The sequence below is a fragment of the Mycobacterium alsense genome (genome assembly GCF_002086635.1).
Classification (GTDB): Bacteria; Actinomycetota; Actinomycetes; order Mycobacteriales; family Mycobacteriaceae; genus Mycobacterium; species Mycobacterium alsense.
Genome location: NZ_MVHD01000078.1, coordinates 1 through 15,480, shown reverse-complemented (window position 1 = coordinate 15,480; position 15,480 = coordinate 1). Strand labels below are relative to the sequence as shown.

General features: G+C 68.0%; 13 protein-coding genes. 6 read left to right on the top strand and 7 right to left on the bottom strand.

What is annotated here, in order from left to right; all coding sequences use genetic code 11:
• On the top strand, positions 1 to 262 hold a 262-nt coding region (locus BST11_RS27740; protein ID WP_483406808.1), incomplete at its 5' end, for an Rv3852 family protein.
• A 1-nt stretch (position 263) separates the two neighbouring features.
• On the top strand, positions 264 to 752 hold the full coding sequence (gene rraA / locus BST11_RS25295) for a ribonuclease E activity regulator RraA (RefSeq protein ID WP_083140967.1): 489 nt from the start codon (positions 264 to 266) through the stop codon (positions 750 to 752).
• Here rraA and BST11_RS25290 read toward each other — a convergent pair.
• Positions 749 to 2,218 (bottom strand): flavin-containing monooxygenase, encoded by a 1,470-nt coding sequence (locus tag BST11_RS25290; protein WP_083140966.1) that lies wholly within the window; start codon positions 2,216 to 2,218, stop codon positions 749 to 751. The two genes, rraA and BST11_RS25290, sit on opposite strands and share 4 nt — an antisense overlap.
• 76 nt (positions 2,219 to 2,294) lie before the next feature.
• Between BST11_RS25290 and BST11_RS25285 the strand changes: the two genes are divergently transcribed.
• The gene (locus BST11_RS25285) at positions 2,295 to 2,936 is read left to right on the top strand and encodes a TetR/AcrR family transcriptional regulator (RefSeq protein WP_083140965.1); all 642 of its coding nucleotides are present in this window, start codon (positions 2,295 to 2,297) and stop codon (positions 2,934 to 2,936) included.
• Positions 2,937 to 2,969: 33 nt separating this feature from the next.
• Positions 2,970 to 4,175 (top strand): DNA polymerase IV, encoded by a 1,206-nt coding sequence (dinB, locus tag BST11_RS25280; protein ID WP_083140964.1) that lies wholly within the window; start codon positions 2,970 to 2,972, stop codon positions 4,173 to 4,175.
• A gap of 16 nt (positions 4,176 to 4,191) precedes the next feature.
• Here the strand turns inward: dinB and BST11_RS27370 are convergent, their stop codons facing one another.
• Together BST11_RS27370 and BST11_RS28770 are read right to left on the bottom strand one after the other, a co-directional pair.
• A complete protein-coding gene (locus tag BST11_RS27370; protein WP_244897779.1) occupies positions 4,192 to 4,836 on the bottom strand; it encodes a flavin monoamine oxidase family protein in 645 nt (214 codons plus the stop codon).
• A complete protein-coding gene (locus BST11_RS28770; RefSeq protein WP_083140963.1) occupies positions 4,734 to 5,468 on the bottom strand; it encodes an FAD-dependent oxidoreductase in 735 nt (244 codons plus the stop codon). Before BST11_RS28770 ends, BST11_RS27370 begins: the two co-directional genes overlap by 103 nt.
• Before the next feature lie 101 nt (positions 5,469 to 5,569).
• Here BST11_RS28770 and BST11_RS25265 point away from each other — a divergent pair, with 101 nt between their 5' ends.
• Positions 5,570 to 6,034, top strand: coding sequence for a SpoIIAA family protein (locus BST11_RS25265; RefSeq protein WP_142276561.1), 465 nt, complete (start codon positions 5,570 to 5,572; stop codon positions 6,032 to 6,034).
• 28 nt (positions 6,035 to 6,062) lie between these two features.
• Here BST11_RS25265 and BST11_RS25260 read toward each other — a convergent pair whose 3' ends face one another.
• Both BST11_RS25260 and BST11_RS25255 read right to left on the bottom strand, forming a co-directional pair.
• The gene (locus BST11_RS25260; RefSeq protein WP_083140961.1) at positions 6,063 to 7,070 is read right to left on the bottom strand and encodes a PHP domain-containing protein; all 1,008 of its coding nucleotides are present in this window, start codon (positions 7,068 to 7,070) and stop codon (positions 6,063 to 6,065) included.
• Positions 7,071 to 7,092: 22 nt separating this feature from the next.
• Positions 7,093 to 7,533, bottom strand: coding sequence for a hypothetical protein (locus BST11_RS25255; protein WP_083140960.1), 441 nt, complete (start codon positions 7,531 to 7,533; stop codon positions 7,093 to 7,095).
• A 49-nt stretch (positions 7,534 to 7,582) separates the two neighbouring features.
• Between BST11_RS25255 and BST11_RS25250 the strand changes: the two genes are divergently transcribed.
• Positions 7,583 to 8,434, top strand: coding sequence for an LLM class F420-dependent oxidoreductase (locus BST11_RS25250; protein ID WP_083140959.1), 852 nt, complete (start codon positions 7,583 to 7,585; stop codon positions 8,432 to 8,434).
• Positions 8,435 to 8,804: 370 nt separating this feature from the next.
• On the opposite strand, the gene BST11_RS25245 is transcribed toward BST11_RS25250, so the two are convergent.
• On the bottom strand, positions 8,805 to 10,271 hold the full coding sequence (locus BST11_RS25245) for a glutamate synthase subunit beta (protein ID WP_083140958.1): 1,467 nt from the start codon (positions 10,269 to 10,271) through the stop codon (positions 8,805 to 8,807).
• Positions 10,264 to 14,841 (bottom strand): glutamate synthase large subunit, encoded by a 4,578-nt coding sequence (gene gltB / locus BST11_RS25240; RefSeq protein ID WP_083140957.1) that lies wholly within the window; start codon positions 14,839 to 14,841, stop codon positions 10,264 to 10,266. The genes BST11_RS25245 and gltB overlap by 8 nt, the downstream gene beginning before the upstream one ends.
• Positions 14,842 to 15,480 lie beyond the last annotated feature (639 nt).

Sequence of the window (15,480 nt, the reverse complement as noted above, 5' to 3'; positions counted from 1 at the left end):
CGCCAAGAGCGCCCCACCCGCGCCCCCGAAGCCGGCCGAGCAGACCTTCGGGGCGCAGCAGCGGATCGAGACCAACGGTGAGCTCGCCGCGGCCGCCAAAGACGCCGCAGCACAAGCCAAATCGACCGTGGACGAAGCCCCCAACCCCGTCTCGCCGCACGCCGCGCCGGCGGCGCCGAGCCAGTCGCACCTGCCACTGATCGTCGCCGCGGCGCTCAGCCTGTTGGCCATCCTGCTGATCCGGCAATTGCGGCACCGCTGACGTGGGGGTGGCCTTTCAGCCGACCGCCGACCTGGTCGACAGCGTCGGCGACGACGTGCGCAGCTGCGATGTCCAATTCCGCCAGTTCGGCGGCCGCTCGGAATTCGCCGGGCCGATCAGCACCGTGCGCTGCTTCCAGGACAACGCGCTGCTGAAATCGGTGCTCTCCGGCCCGGGTGGCGGCGGGGTCCTGGTGATCGACGGGGCCGGGTCGCTGCACAGCGCGCTGGTCGGCGACGTCATCGCCGAGTTGGCCCGCTCCAACGGCTGGGCGGGGCTGGTCGTCAACGGCGCGGTGCGTGACGCGGCCGCGTTGCGCGGCATCGACATCGGCATCAAGGCGCTGGGCACCAATCCGCGCAAGAGCACGAAGACCGGTGCGGGGGAGCGGGATGTCGAAATCAGCCTGGGCGGAGTCACTTTCGTGCCGGGCGACATCGCCTACAGCGACGACGACGGCATCGTTGTCGTGGCGGCCCCGAAAACCTAGGCCGCGACCGCCGCGCGCTTCTTGGCAAATCGCAGACCCTCGTCGGCGACCTTGCCACGGCGGATCGTGCGCATGTCGAAGAAGTAGTTCTGCTTGAGCCGCCACGGGGCGCGCGACCCCGATTTGGGCAGCATGTGCATCGACCGCTGGAAGTAGCCGGGGCTGAAGTCCATGAACGGCAACTCGTCGACATCCTCGCCCGGATGTTGGGGCTCCACGACGTCGAAACCCTTGGCGTCCATGTAGTTCAGCATCCGGCAGACGAATTCGGAGACCAGGTCGGCCTTCAGCGTCCAGGACGCGTTGGTGTATCCGAAGGTGATCGCGAAGTTCGGGACCCCGGAGAACATCAGGCCCTTGTAGGTCATCAACGACGGCAGGTCGAAGGGTTGACCATTCCTGGTGGGTTTGACCCCGCCCAGCAATTGCATGTTCAAACCCGTTGCCGTGATGATGATGTCGGCCTGCAGCTCCTCACCCGAGGTGAGCTTGATGCCGGTTTTGGTGAACCGGTCGATGGTGTCGGTGACGACGTCGGCCTTGCCGTGCCGGATGGTCCGGAAGAAATCCCCGTCGGGGGCCAGGCACAGCCGCTGGTCCCACACGTTGTAGCTCGGCCCGAAGTGCTTCTCGACGTCGTAGCCCTTGGGCAGGCGCCGCTGCGCCATCGTCATCAGCGTCCTGCGCATGTACGCGGGGCGCTTGCGCGACAGCTGGTACTGAAATGTGCTGAACGCGATGGCCTTCCAGCGGTTCGCGATGTGCGCAAGCTTGTCGGGAAGCCACCGGTTGAACCGCACGGCGAAGGGGTCGACCGCGGGCAGCGAGCCGATGTAGGTCGGCGAGCGCTGCAGCATCGTGACGTGGCCGGAGCCCGAGTTCACCAGGGCGGGGATCAGTGTGATGGCCGTGGCGCCGGACCCGATGACGACGATCTTCTTGCCCGCGTAGTCCAGGTCCTCCGGCCAGTGCTGCGGGTGGACGATCGTGCCCCCGAAGTCCTCGGCACCGGGGAAGGTGGGCGAATAGCCCTCGTCGTAGTTGTAGTAGCCGGTGCAGGCGAAGAGGAACGAGCAGGTCATCTCGCTCTGCTGACCGTCGTGCTCGACGGTCAGGGTCCAGCGGGTGTCGGCGTCGGACCAATCGGCGGCCACCACCCGGTGGCCGTAGCGGATGTGGCGGTCGATCCCGTTCTCGGCCGCGGTCTCCTTGATGTAGGCCTTGATCGAAGGGCCGTCGGCGATCGACTTCGCCGAGCGCCAGGGCCTGAAGCGGAACCCGAGGGTGAACATGTCGGAGTCCGAGCGGATGCCGGGGTACTTGAACAGGTCCCAGGTGCCGCCGAGGTCGTCGCGGCGTTCCAGGATGGCGTAGCTCTTGGTCGGGCAGCGCTCCTGCAGGTGCCAGGCGGCGCTCACCCCCGAGATGCCGGCGCCGACGATGAGGACGTCGAGGTGCTCAGTCATGGCTCCACGCTATCAACGCCGTGTTGAGTTGGTCAACACCCTGTTGAAACTCTCGACACCGTGTAAAGTAGCGACCGTGACTACCGCTGGCCAAACCCGAGCCCTGCGCGGCCGCCGCGCCCTGCGCCCCTCGGGCGACGACCGCGAGCAGGCGATCCTCGCCACCGCCGAGCGGCTCCTGGAAGAGCGCGGGTTCGCCGGCATTTCGGTCGATGACCTCGCGAAAGGCGCCGGCCTGTCACGGCCGACGTTCTACTTCTATTTCAAGTCCAAGGAAGCGGTGCTGCTCTCGCTGCTGGAGCCGATCATCGCGCGCGCCGATTCCGAGTTCGACGGCGCGGTGCAGCGGCTGCCTTCGGACCCGCGCCGCGTGTGGCGCAACGGCATCAAGGCATTTTTCACCGCGTTCAGCTCGCACCGCACGCTGGCCCGGGCCGCGACGGAGGCGCTCGCCACCAGTTCGGAGCTGCGGTCGGTGTGGCTGGGGTTCATGCAAAAGTGGATCGACCAGACCGCCGCGATGATCACCGCCGAGCGCGCGCGGGGCGCCGCCCCCGAGACCATCCCGGCCGCGGACCTCGCGACGTCGCTGAACCAGATGAACGAGCGCACGATGATGGCCGCGCTGTCCGCCGAGACGCCGGCGGTCGACGAGGACCACGTCGTCGACACCCTCACCCACGTCTGGGTCAGCAGCATCTACGGCGACGGCGGCTAGCCGGTCCAACCTGTCACCCAGGCGTGCGAACATATGTTCGTGCGGTGTGATGCGTCCATCCTGCACGCGGACCTGGATTCGTTCTATGCGTCCGTCGAACAGCGCGACGACCCGACGCTGCGGGGGCGGCCCGTGATCGTCGGCGGCGGGGTGGTGCTGGCGGCCTCCTACGAGGCGAAGGCCTACGGCGTGCGCACCGCGATGGGCGGGGCGCAGGCGCGGCGCCTGTGCCCGCACGCGGTGGTGGTGCCGCCCCGGATGTCCGCCTATTCGCGCGCCAGCGACGCCGTGTTCGAGGTCTTCCGCGACTGCACGCCGATCGTCGAGGCGCTCTCGGTCGACGAGGCGTTCCTCGACGTCGGCGGGCTGCGCCGGGTCTCGGGCACGCCGGTGCAGATCGCCGCGCGCCTGCGCACCGACGTGCGCGACCGCGTCGGGCTGCCCATCACGGTCGGGGTCGCCCGGACCAAGTTCCTCGCCAAGGTCGCCAGCCAGGAAGCCAAGCCCGACGGGCTGCTGCTGGTGCCGCCCGATCGGGAGCTGGCGTTTCTGCGACCACTGCCGGTGCGCCGGCTGTGGGGCGTGGGGGCGGTGACCGCCGCGAAGCTGCACGCGCACGGCCTCGTGACCGTCGCCGACGTGGCCGAGCTCAGCGAGTCGACGCTGGCGTCGCTGCTGGGCCCGGCCATGGGCCGTCAGCTGTACGCGCTGTCGCGCAACGTCGACCGCCGCCGGGTGACCACCGGCATGCGCCGCCGGTCCATCGGGGCGCAGCGGGCGCTGGGCCGCGCGGGCAATCGCATGTCGGCCACCGAGGTGGACGCGGTGGTGGTGAACCTGATCGACCGGATCACCGGCCGGATGCGCACCGCAGGGCGCACCGGTCGAACCGTCGTGCTGCGTCTGCGCTTCGACGATTTCGGCCGGGCGACGCGATCGCGCACCTTGCCGTGGGCCACCTCGTCGACGCGGCCCATCCTGGCCGCCGCGCGCCGGCTGGTCGCGTCTGCCGCTCCGCTGATCGCCGAGCGCGGGCTGACGCTCGTCGGCTTCGCGGTGTCGGGCATCGACCGCGGCGGCGCCCAGCAGCTGGCGCTGCCGTTCGGCGGCGACGACGACCGACTCGAGATCGACGCCGCCATCGACCGGGTGCGCGATCGCTTCGGCAAGTCCGCGCTCACGCCCGCGGTCTTGGTCGGCCGTCACCCCGGCATCGAAATGCCGCACCTGCCCGACTGATTGGAGGAACGGTTCATCACGCGCGTCCCTCGATTTCCATGAGGGACTGTGCGGCCAATTCCCCGCTTTCCACTGCACCTTCCATGTAGATCGGCCAGCTGCTGCGTTCGGCGCCGGCGAAGCGCACGCGGCCGTGTCGATGCGGCAGCGACCGGCGGAATTGGGCAAATCGCCCCGGCGACACGTGCGCGTATGTGCCGCAAGTGAGACGGTCTTGGGGCCAGCGCATCACCTCGATGCGTTCGATAGTTTCGGGCCAAACGCCGAAGCCGTGGCAGAGATCCTCGGCCAGCGTGTCGGCGTCGCAGTGCTCGGCGGTGGATGGGGCGAAACCGTAGAGGACGCGCCGGGTGCGCCAACCGAGGATTAATACGCTTCCACCGATGAATGCGTTGGCGTGGAGGGGCTTTCGAGGCTCGACGACGACTGCGACCTTGGTGGCGTGGCCGTAGCGAATGGCGGAGTTCGCATCGCGGATGTGTCCCGGCAGCCCAGGGATGAAGTCGATACGAGACAGCGCAGGGGTCGGCACCGCCATGACGACGTGGTCGGCCTCGATCACGTCGCCGTTACCGACGCACACTGCCACGCTGTCGTGATGCGCCTCGACGGCGCTGACCGCTGCTGCGAGGCGGACGCGCCGGGTGAGCTGGCCAGCCAGGTGGGCGCAGAGCGCGCCTGGCCCTCGGCGATGTGGCTGGCGCGAGCTATCTCGCCGATCATGAATCCGTAGGCGCCCCCTTCGCGGCCGAGCAGTTCGACGAGCTCCAGCAGGGAGACGTCGCCGCGGTCCGCGCCACCGAACAGCGCACCGACAAGACAATCCACCAGATGATGGACTGGACCTGAAGGTCGGAGTGTTTCGAGCCAATCGGCCACCGACCGCGAATCAAGCTCGGGCCGTTGGGATTCGACGGCCGCGCGGGCGGAAAGCGCGCGCAGGCCTCGTGGGCCGAAGAGGATGCGATACACCACGAGGAGGTCCGCCGGGTTGACATGCGGAATGACGCGCCCAGAATGCTCGTTCACACCGCGCCAGCGGATCAGGCCTGCCGCGTAGCGATCACGGATGAGGTGCAATCCGGCGTCGGCGGCGAGCCTTCGCATCCGTTGATGGTTTCGCGAAATGAACTGGGCGCCAAGCTCGATCACGTCGCCGTCGGCTGGCCGGGATCTGGCCCTACCACCTATCTCGTCGCGGGCGTCGAGGATGACCACATCATGAGCGGCGGCCGAAAGGTGGGCCGCCGCCGTGAGGCCGGCAAGTCCCGCGCCGACAATGGCGACCCTCATGCGCGTACCTATCCAGTGAGCGGAGCAACCTCTACCCTAGCAGTAGGAAATAATTGCACTGGGAAAGGGCGGTGGTCCCTCGTGCTGAGGAACTTGCGAGCGTGCCCGCCGGCATTCAGGCCCTGGAGGCCGTCGGGACGGTGACAAAAGACGATTACGACCGGGTGTTTGCGCCGCTGGTCGATCGGGCGCGACGAGCGGGCGGCCGGATGCGGTTGCTCTACCAATTCGGCCCGGGTTTCGAACGCATCACGCCGGGTGCGTTGTGGGCGGACACAAGACTCGGCTGGGCCTCCTTGGCCCTGCTCGACGGTTGTGCCGTGGTGAGCGACATCGATTGGGTCCGGTCGCCGGCGCGCGGCATCGGTGCGTGGATGCCGTGCCCGATGCGCGTGTATGACAACGAAGAATTCGATGGCGCAGTCGCCTGGCTGGCCTCGCTGCCCAGCGGCGCTGACGTGTCGAGGCTGGACATGGCCAAGGCTTTTGTCGGTGGATCCCTCGCCTCGGTGGGAAGCCTTGCGGGAATCGCGATCTCCCGGGCGCCAAAGCGGTCACGGGAGTAGGCGACCAATAGGCTGCCCGCCCGGCTGTTCAGTTCGCGCCCGTCCACTCCAGCAGCTTGTCGGCCGGCCACGTGTTGACGATCCGGTCGACGGGCACGCCGGCGTCCAGGGCGCGCTGGGCGCCGTAGCCGAGGAAGTCCAGCTGCCCGGGCGCGTGCGCATCGGTGTCGATGCTGAACAGGCAGCCGATCTCCAGCGCCTGCTTGAGCAGCCGGGTCGGCGGGTCGCGCCGCTCGGGGCGGGAGTTGATCTCCACCGCCGTCCCGTGGTCGCGGCAGGCGGTGAACACCGCCTCGGCGTCGAACTTCGATTCGGGCCGGATGCCGCGGCCGCCCGAGACCAGCCGGCCCGTGCAGTGGCCGAGGACGTCGGCATGGGGGTTGGAGACGGCGCGCAGCATCCGGCGGGTCATCGCCGCGGAATCCATCGACAGCTTGGAGTGGACGCTGGCCACGACGACGTCGAGGCGCTCCAGCAGTTCGGGCTCCTGGTCCAGGCTGCCGTCTTCGAGGATGTCGACCTCGATTCCGGTGAGGATGCGCAGCGGCGCGAACTGGTCGCGCAGCCTTTCGATGACGTCGAGCTGCGCACGCAATCGCTCCGGCGACAACCCGTTGGCGATGGTCAGCCGCGGCGAGTGGTCGGTCAGCGCGCAGTACTCGTGACCCAGCTGGGCCGCCGTGGCCATCATCTCGTCGATCGGCGCCGACCCATCCGACCAGTTCGAGTGCAGATGCAGGTCCCCGCGCAACGCTGCCCGAATATCGCCGCCGCCGAGGTCTTCTGCGGCCGAACGCAATTCGATCAGCATGTCGGGTTCGCGGCCGGACCAGGCCTGGTCGATGACCTTGGCGGTCTTGGGTCCGATGCCCGGCAGCGTCTGCCAGCTGTTGGCCTGACCGTGCCGCTCCCGCTCGGCGTCGTCGAGGCCCTCGACGATGTCGGCGGCGTTGCGGTAGGCCATCACCCGTCGGGGATCGTGGCGGCTCCGGTCCTTGTAGTAGGCGATCTGCCTCAGGGCAGTTACCGGATCCATGCCTCCAGTGTGCCTCGCCCGGTCACCACAGCTGGCCGGCGACGAAGCCGGCCAGTATCACGCCGAAGCCGCCGATCTCGCCGGCGATGAGCAGCGCCATCGAAACTGCGATTCCCCGGTCGGGGTGCTCGAACTGGTTCTCGGTGTCGCGGCGTGCGCCGTGATAGACGTAGCTGAGGATCGCCGCGACGAAGAAGAACACGACCACCATCGCCGCGGTCAGGTTGACCCAGGCCGCCCACGCGCTGAGTTCGACGAACACCGCGATGAGCAGGGTCGCGAACGAATACAGCAGGGCCGCCCGGTGGGCGATGTCAACGTAAACGTGGGCGCGGTGGTTTTCGCTGACCATGATCTGGCGGTACTTCCAGACCCCCAGAACGAGGGCGAGCAGGAAAATCAGCCCGGCCGCCAGCAGGGTGATTTTGGTGTCGATGCCGAGGGCGCAGCAGGGGCAGGTCATGGGGAACGAGTTTAGTTTCCCTTAATAAAGCCCGACTAGCGTCGGCTCCATGCGATTCGCCTTCAAGACCTCACCGCAGAACACCACCTGGACCGACATGCTCGCCGTCTGGCGGGCGGCCGACGGCATCGACGTCTACGAGTCCGGTTGGACGTTCGACCACTTCTATCCGATCTTTTCCGACTCCACCGGTCCCTGCCTGGAGGGCTGGACGACGCTGACCGCACTGGCGCAGGCCACCACACGGCTGCGGCTGGGCACCCTGGTCACCGGCATCCACTACCGCCACCCCGCCGTGCTGGCCAACATGGCCGCCGCGCTCGACATCATCTCCAATGGGCGCCTCGAGCTCGGGATCGGCGCCGGCTGGAACGAGGAGGAGTCGGGCGCCTACGGCATCGAACTGGGCAGCGTCAGGGAACGCTTCGACCGCTTCGAGGAGGCCTGCCAGGTGCTGATCAGCCTGCTGAGCGACGAGACCACGAACTTCGACGGCAGCTACTACCAGCTCAAGGACGCCCGCAACGAGCCGAAGGGCCCGCAACGCCCGCCCCCGCCGATCTGCATCGGCGGCAGCGGCGAGAAGCGCACGCTACCGCTCACCGCGCGTTACGCGCAGCACTGGAACTTTGCCGGCGGCACGCCTGAAGAGTTCGCCCGCAAGCGCGACGTGCTGGCCGCGCGCTGTGCGGACATCGGGCGCGATCCCAAGGAGATCACCATGTCGGCCCACCTGATGCTGGGGCCGGACCGCGATTACGGGAAGGTTATCGGGGACGCCGCCGCTCTGGGCGCCGAAGGCCTCGACCTGGGCATCGTCTACATCGCGCCGCCCCATGACCCCGCCGTCGTGGAACCGTTGGCCGAGGCGATACGGGAGTCGGGGCTCTGGAATCCGTGAGCCCGGCTTCGGGGATCTCTAGTCGAGCAAACTTAATTTTGCGCCGTTCGCGCTGCGGCTTGGTGTCTACACCCCGAACAGCATCAGTTCTTCGGCGGTGATCAAGCGCTCGTGCTTCGCGGGAAACTCGCGGCTCTTCACCGGGTGACGAAATAATGACCAGGCGATTCGCCCCATCCGTGACCGAGGTACCGGGTTGATATGCACAGTGATCACTCCTGCGGTCGGTCTAATCAACCGGGACTCCCCCCGAAGTCACCCCGTGACTTCATGTGAATGAGCCCACCACAAACCATTAGACAACAACGATCTGGCAAACGTGGGAGAAACGCCGAATTGAATTCTTTTGTTTCTGGTGTGGCGGATGTGACTACTGGAGCGGAGCGTCTGTCGGCTTGATGGGCGCCGGCAGCGCCGTGGAACCCATCAAGAACCGGTCCACCCCGGCCGCGGCCGCCCGGCCCTCGGCGATCGCCCAAACGATCAACGACTGTCCGCGTCCCATGTCACCGGCGACGAACACCCCGGGGACCGAGGTGTCGAAATCGCCCCCCCGCGCGACGTTGCCGCGATCGGTGAGCTTGACGCCGAGGTCGGTGAGCAGCCCCGGCTTCTCCGGGCCGACGAATCCCATCGCCAGCAACACCAGGTCGGCCTCGAGTTCGAAGTCGGAGCCCTCGACCTTGACGAACTTGCCGTCCTGCATGGTGACCTCGTGGGCCTTCAGCCCGGTGACGTGCCCGTCCTTGCCGACGAACTCCTCGGTGTTGACCGAGAACACCCGCTCGCCGCCCTCCTCGTGGGCAGCCGACACCCGGTACATCAGCGGGTAGGTCGGCCACGGGGTCGATTCGGCGCGGGTGTCCGGCGGGCGCGGCATGATCTCGAACTGGTGCACCGCGACCGCACCCTGGCGGTGCACGGTGCCCAGGCAGTCGGCCCCTGTGTCGCCGCCGCCGATGATGATCACCTTCTTGCCCTTGGCGGTGATCGGCGGCTCGCCGTCGGGCCCCAGGACGTCGTCCCCCTCCTGCACGCGGTTGCCCCAAGGCAGGTACTCCATGGCCTGGTGGATGCCGTCGAGGTCCCGGCCCGGGATGGGCAGGTCGCGCCAGGCGGTGGCGCCGCCCGCCAGCACCACCGCGTCGAAGTCGCCGCGCAGCTGCTCGACGGTGATGTCGACCCCGACGTTGACGTTGGGCCGGAATTCGGTGCCCTCGGCCCGCATCTGGTCCAGCCGCCGGTCCAGGACGCGCTTCTCCATCTTGAACTCGGGGATGCCGTAGCGCAGCAGCCCGCCGATGCGGTCCTCGCGCTCGAAGACGGTCACGCTGTGACCGGCGCGGGTCAGTTGCTGTGCGGCGGCCAGGCCCGCGGGCCCCGAGCCCACCACGGCGACGGTCTTTCCGGTCAGCTTGTCGGGTGGCACCGGCACCACAAAGCCTTCCTCGAAGGCCTTGTCGATGATCTCCAGCTCGATCTGCTTGATCGTGACCGGATCCTGGTTGATGCCCAGCACACATGCCGGCTCGCACGGTGCGGGGCACAGCCGGCCGGTGAAGTCCGGGAAGTTGTTAGTGGCATGCAGCCGTTCGATCGCGTCGCGCCAACGGCCCCGGCGCACCAAGTCGTTCCATTCCGGGATCAGGTTGCCCAGTGGACAGCCGTTATGGCAGAACGGAATCCCGCAGTCCATGCAGCGGGTCGCCTGCTCACGCAGGGTCCCCTCGTCGAAGTCCTCGTAGACCTCGTTCCAGTCGCGCAGTCGCAGCGGGACAGGCCGGCGCTTCGGCAATTCCCGATGCGTGTACTTCAGGAAGCCGGTGGGATCAGCCATGCGCGGCCGCCATGATCGCTTTGTCGACGTCGACGCCGTCGCGCTCCGCCTCGGCGATCGCCTGCAGGACGCGCTTGTAGTCCCGCGGCATCACCTTGACGAAGTGGCGCTGCTGACCCGGCCAGTCGGCCAGGATCCGCTGGCCCACCGCGGAATCGGTGGCGTCGACGTGTGCCTGGACCGTGCCGTGCAGGAACTCGACGTCGTCGTCGTCGAGGCTTTCGAGCTCGACCATCTCGGTGTTGAGGTGCTGCGGCAGTTCGCCCTCCGGGTCGTATACGTAGGCCACGCCGCCGGACATGCCTGCCGCGAAGTTGCGGCCGGTGCGCCCGAGGATCACGACCTTGCCTCCGGTCATGTATTCGCACCCGTGATCGCCGACCCCCTCGACGACGGCGTGGGCGCCGGAGTTGCGGACCGCGAACCGTTCGCCGACGACCCCGCGCAGGTAGGCCTCCCCGCTGGTGGCGCCGAACAGGATCACGTTGCCGCCGATGATGTTGTCCTCGGCGACGTAGTCGGCCGGCGCGTTGTCCGACGGCCGCACCACGATCCGCCCACCGGAGAGGCCCTTGCCGACGTAGTCGTTGGCGTCGCCGTAGACCCGCAGCGTGATGCCCCGCGGCACAAACGCCCCGAAGCTGTTGCCTGCCGACCCCTCGAAGGTGATGTCGATGGTCCCGTCCGGCAGGCCCTGGCCGCCATAGGCTTTCGTCAGCTCGTGGCCGAGCATGGTGCCGACCGTGCGGTTGACGTTGCCGATCGTGGTGGAGAACCGGACCGGTTTGCCCGAATCCAGCGCCTCGCGGCTCATGACGATCAACTGCTGGTCCAGCGCCTTGTCCAGGCCGTGGTCCTGGCGCGAGCTGCAGTACAGGTCCTGGTTCATGAACGCCGACTCCGGCTCGTGCAGCACCGGCGTCAGATCCAGCTTGTGCGCCTTCCAGTGCGCCCGCGCCAGCGTGGTGTCCAGCGATCCGACCTGCCCCACGGCCTCGTTGAAGGTCCGGAAGCCCAACTGCGCCATGTATTCCCGCACCTCTTCGGCGATGAACATGAAGAAGTTCTCGACGAATTCGGGCTTGCCGGTAAACCGTTCGCGCAGCACCGGGTTCTGGGTCGCCACACCGACCGGGCAGGTGTCCAGGTGACACACCCGCATCATGATGCAGCCGGAGACCACCAGCGGTGCGGTGGCGAAGCCGAACTCCTCGGCGCCGAGCAGCGCGGCGATCATCACGTCGCGGCCGGTCTTCAGCTGGCCATCCACCTGGACCACGATGCGGTCGCGTAAACCGTTGAGCAGCAACGTCTGCTGGGTCTCGGCCAGCCCGAGCTCCCACGGCGCGCCCGCGTGCTTCATCGACGTCAACGGGGTGGCCCCGGTGCCGCCGTCGTGCCCGGAGATCAGCACCACGTCGGCATGGGCCTTGGAGACGCCCGCGGCCACCGTGCCCACACCGTTCTCGGACACCAGCTTCACGTGCACCCGCGCGGACGGGTTGGCGTTCTTCAGGTCGTGGATCAGCTGCGCCAAGTCCTCGATGGAGTAGATGTCGTGGTGCGGCGGCGGCGAGATCAATCCCACGCCGGGCGTGGAGTGCCGGACCTCGGCGACCCACGGGTACACCTTGTGACCCGGAAGCTGGCCCCCCTCACCGGGTTTGGCGCCCTGGGCCATCTTGATCTGGATGTCGGAGCAGTTGGTCAGGTAATGCGAGGTCACCCCGAACCGGGCGGAGGCGACCTGCTTGATCGCGCTGCGCCGCCAGTCCCCGTTGGGGTCGCGCTCGAATCGCTTGACGTCCTCGCCGCCCTCACCGCTGTTGGAACGACCGCCGAGGCGGTTCATCGCGATCGCCAACGTTTCGTGCGCCTCCGCGGAGATCGAGCCGTAGCTCATGGCTCCGGTCGAGAAGCGCTTGACGATCTCGCTGGCGGGCTCGACCTCGTCCAGCGGAACCGGGGACCGCACGTCGCCGCGGAACTTGAGCAGGCCGCGCAGCGACGCCATCCGCTCGCTCTGGTCGTCGACCAGGCGGGTGTATTCCTTGAAGATCTTGTATTGCCCGGTGCGCGTGGCGTGCTGCAGCTTGAACACGGTCTCGGGGTTGAAGAGGTGGTACTCCCCCTCGCGGCGCCACTGGTAGTCCCCGCCCACCTCGAGCTCGCGGTGCGCGCGCGCGTCGGGCCGGTCGAGGTAGGCCAGGTTGTGGCGGGCGGCCACGTCGGCGGCGATGTCGTCCAGGGTGATGCCGCCGGTGGGGCAGCTCAGCCCGGTGAAGTACTCGTCGAGCACGTCCTCGGAGATGCCGACCGCCTGGAACAGTTGCGCGCCGGTGTAGGAGGCGAGCGTCGAGATGCCCATCTTGGACATCACTTTCAGCACGCCCTTGCCGGCGGCTTTGACGTAGTTGTTCAGCGCCTTGTTGCGGTCCATCCCGTTGAAGTCGCCGCGGTCGAGCATGTCCTCGATCGACTCGAACACCAGGTACGGGTTGACCGCCGCCGCGCCGAAACCGACCAGCGCGGCCATGTGGTGCACCTCGCGGGCGTCACCGGACTCGACCACCAGGCCGACGTGGGTGCGCGTCCGTTCGCGCACCAGGTGGTGGTGCACCGCCGCCACCGCGAGCAGCGACGGGATGGGCGCCAGCTTCTCGTCGGACCCACGGTCGGACAGGATGATGACCCTGGCGCCGTCGGCGATGGCCGCCGACGCCTGCTCGCGCACGTCGGTCAGCGCGGCCGCCAGCCCGGCGCCGCCCTCGGCGACCGGGTACAGGCACGGAATTACCTTGGACCGCATGCCGTGTGGGCGCCCGTTGACCTGATCCTCGGGGTTGAGGTTGATCAGCCGGGCCAGCTCGTAGTTACGCAGGATCGGCTGCGTCAGCACGATCTGGTGACAGGAGTTCTCGTCGGGGTTGAGCAGGTCGCGCTCGCCGCCGGTGGTGCCCTGCAGGCTGGTCACCACCTCCTCGCGGATGGCGTCCAGCGGCGGGTTGGTCACCTGGGCGAAGAGCTGGTGGAAGTAGTCGTAGAGCATCCGCGGGCGCTGCGAGAGCACCGCGACGGGGGTGTCGGTACCCATGGAGCCGATCGGCTCGGCGCCGGCCCGCACCATCGGCGCCACCAGCAGGTTGAGTTCCTCGTAGGTGTAGCCGAAAACCAGCTGCCGCTTCACGAGTCGCTCGTGTGGCATCCGGTCGTACTTGCCCGCGGGCAGGTCATCGAGCGGGACCAGGCCCTTGTCGAGCCACTCCTGATAGGGGTGCTCGGCGGCCAGCTCCGCCTTGATCTCCTCGTCGGAGACGATGCGTCCCTGCGCGGTGTCCACCAGGAACATCCGGCCGGGCTGCAGCCGCATCCGGCGAATCACCGTGGCCGGGTCCAGGTCGAGCACGCCGGCCTCGGAAGCCATCACGACGAGGCCGTCGTCGGTGACCCAGATCCGGGAGGGGCGCAAGCCATTTCGGTCCAGCACGGCGCCGACGACGGTGCCGTCGGTGAACGTCATCGACGCCGGGCCGTCCCACGGCTCCATCAACGACGCGTGGTACTGGTAGAACGCCCGGCGCGCGGGATCCATGGACTCGTGGCGCTCCCACGCCTCGGGGATCATCATCAACACCGCGTGGGCCAGGCTGCGCCCGCCCAGGTGGAGCAGTTCGAGCGCCTCGTCGAAGCGCGCGGTGTCCGAGGCGCCGGGGGTGCAGATCGGGAACAACTTCTCCACGTCGTCGCCGAACAGGTCGGTCCTGATCAACGCCTCGCGCGCGCGCATCCAGTTCTCGTTGCCGGTGACGGTGTTGATCTCGCCGTTGTGGGCGATGCGGCGGAAGGGATGCGCCAGCGGCCAGGACGGGAAGGTGTTGGTGGAGAACCGCGAATGCACGATGCCCAGCGCGCTGGTCAGCCGATCGTCTTGCAGGTCAAGGTAAAACGCCTTCAGCTGCGGCGTGGTCAGCATGCCCTTGTAGACGAACGTCTGGCCCGAAAGGCTTGGGAAATAAACGGTTTCGCGTCCCGGACCGTCCTGGCCGGGACCCTTGGTTCCCAATTCGTGCTCGGCGCGCTTGCGCACGACGTAGGCGCGGCGCTCCAGCTCCATGCCGGAGGCGCCCGTGATGAACACCTGGCGGAAGGTCGGCATCGCGTCGCGCGACAGCGCCCCCAGCGACGAGTCGTCGGTCGGCACGTTGCGCCAGCCCAGCACCTCCAGGCCCTCGGCTTCGGCGATCTTTTCCACCGCGGCGCACGCCGCCGCGGCGTCCTTGGACGACTGCGGCAAGAACGCGATGCCGGTGGCGTAGCTGCCAGGAGCGGGCAGCTCGAATTCCACGACTTCCCGGAGGAACGCGTCGGGCACCTGGATCAGGATGCCGGCCCCGTCACCGCTGCGCGGCTCGGCGCCCTGGGCGCCGCGGTGCTCGAGGTTGAGCAGCGCGGTGATGGCCTTGTCGACGATGTCTCGGCTGCGACGGCCGTGCATATCGACGACCATGGCTACCCCGCACGAATCGTGCTCGAACGCGGGGTTGTATAACCCGACGCGCTTGGGCGTCATATGCACCTGACCCTTCACCAGAACGTTCCAGCGGCCGTCCGAGGCCGTTACGAGCTGCTCCGCCGGGGCCCACTAGGCGCCCCTTCGGCTTGTCAATTTGGGCTGTCCCCCAGGCGGAAAGGATCCGGTTAGGGATTCGTCCGTGCAGCGCTGAACGGTGGCCTGGAACCGGTTTCGACAAGTCGTAAAACGATATGACAATACCCGCCTGACATGCCAACTTCGTCAAGTCTAGCCGCCAGCGGGCGGCACCGAAAATGCGCAGCGGCCAGCGGCCGACACCAGCGTCGACCTGCGGTTGCGGCGGGGATTTGCTTGGCTCTTGCGTCCAATCTAGCCGAACATCCGGCACGACCACCAATCACGGCGGCTTTGCTGTGATCACGCTCACGCACGCAGCCGCCGCGACGGGGTTTGCGCGCCACTCGGCCGGGTGCTCCTGCGAAAGGTGAGGAGATACTGGGCCCATGAACGCGCGCGACGAATTCCTGCGGGACCGTCTGCAGCCCGACCAGCCCGCCGCGCCCCCGGAGCCTCCGGCAAGGCCGCCCGGTCCGCCGGCCCGGGATCCCCGCACCGCGGCGCCGGCCTCGCCCGCGCCGACGCCCCCGCCTGCCCCGCCGACGTACTTCGCCATTC

Bases quoted from the DNA above. Each gene is read 5' to 3' on its own strand.
- BST11_RS25255 (WP_083140960.1), bottom strand. From the start codon at position 7,533: ATGACCTGCCCCTGCTGCGCCCTCGGCATCGACACCAAAATCACCCTG.
- gltB (WP_083140957.1), bottom strand. From the start codon at position 14,841: ATGACGCCCAAGCGCGTCGGGTTATACAACCCCGCGTTCGAGCACGAT.
- BST11_RS25245 (WP_083140958.1), bottom strand. From the start codon at position 10,271: ATGGCTGATCCCACCGGCTTCCTGAAGTACACGCATCGGGAATTGCCG.
- BST11_RS25260 (WP_083140961.1), bottom strand. From the start codon at position 7,070: ATGGATCCGGTAACTGCCCTGAGGCAGATCGCCTACTACAAGGACCGG.
- BST11_RS25290 (WP_083140966.1), bottom strand. From the start codon at position 2,218: ATGACTGAGCACCTCGACGTCCTCATCGTCGGCGCCGGCATCTCGGGG.
- BST11_RS25250 (WP_083140959.1), top strand. From the start codon at position 7,583: ATGCGATTCGCCTTCAAGACCTCACCGCAGAACACCACCTGGACCGAC.
- BST11_RS28770 (WP_083140963.1), bottom strand. From the start codon at position 5,468: ATGAGGGTCGCCATTGTCGGCGCGGGACTTGCCGGCCTCACGGCGGCG.
- dinB (WP_083140964.1), top strand. From the start codon at position 2,970: ATGTTCGTGCGGTGTGATGCGTCCATCCTGCACGCGGACCTGGATTCG.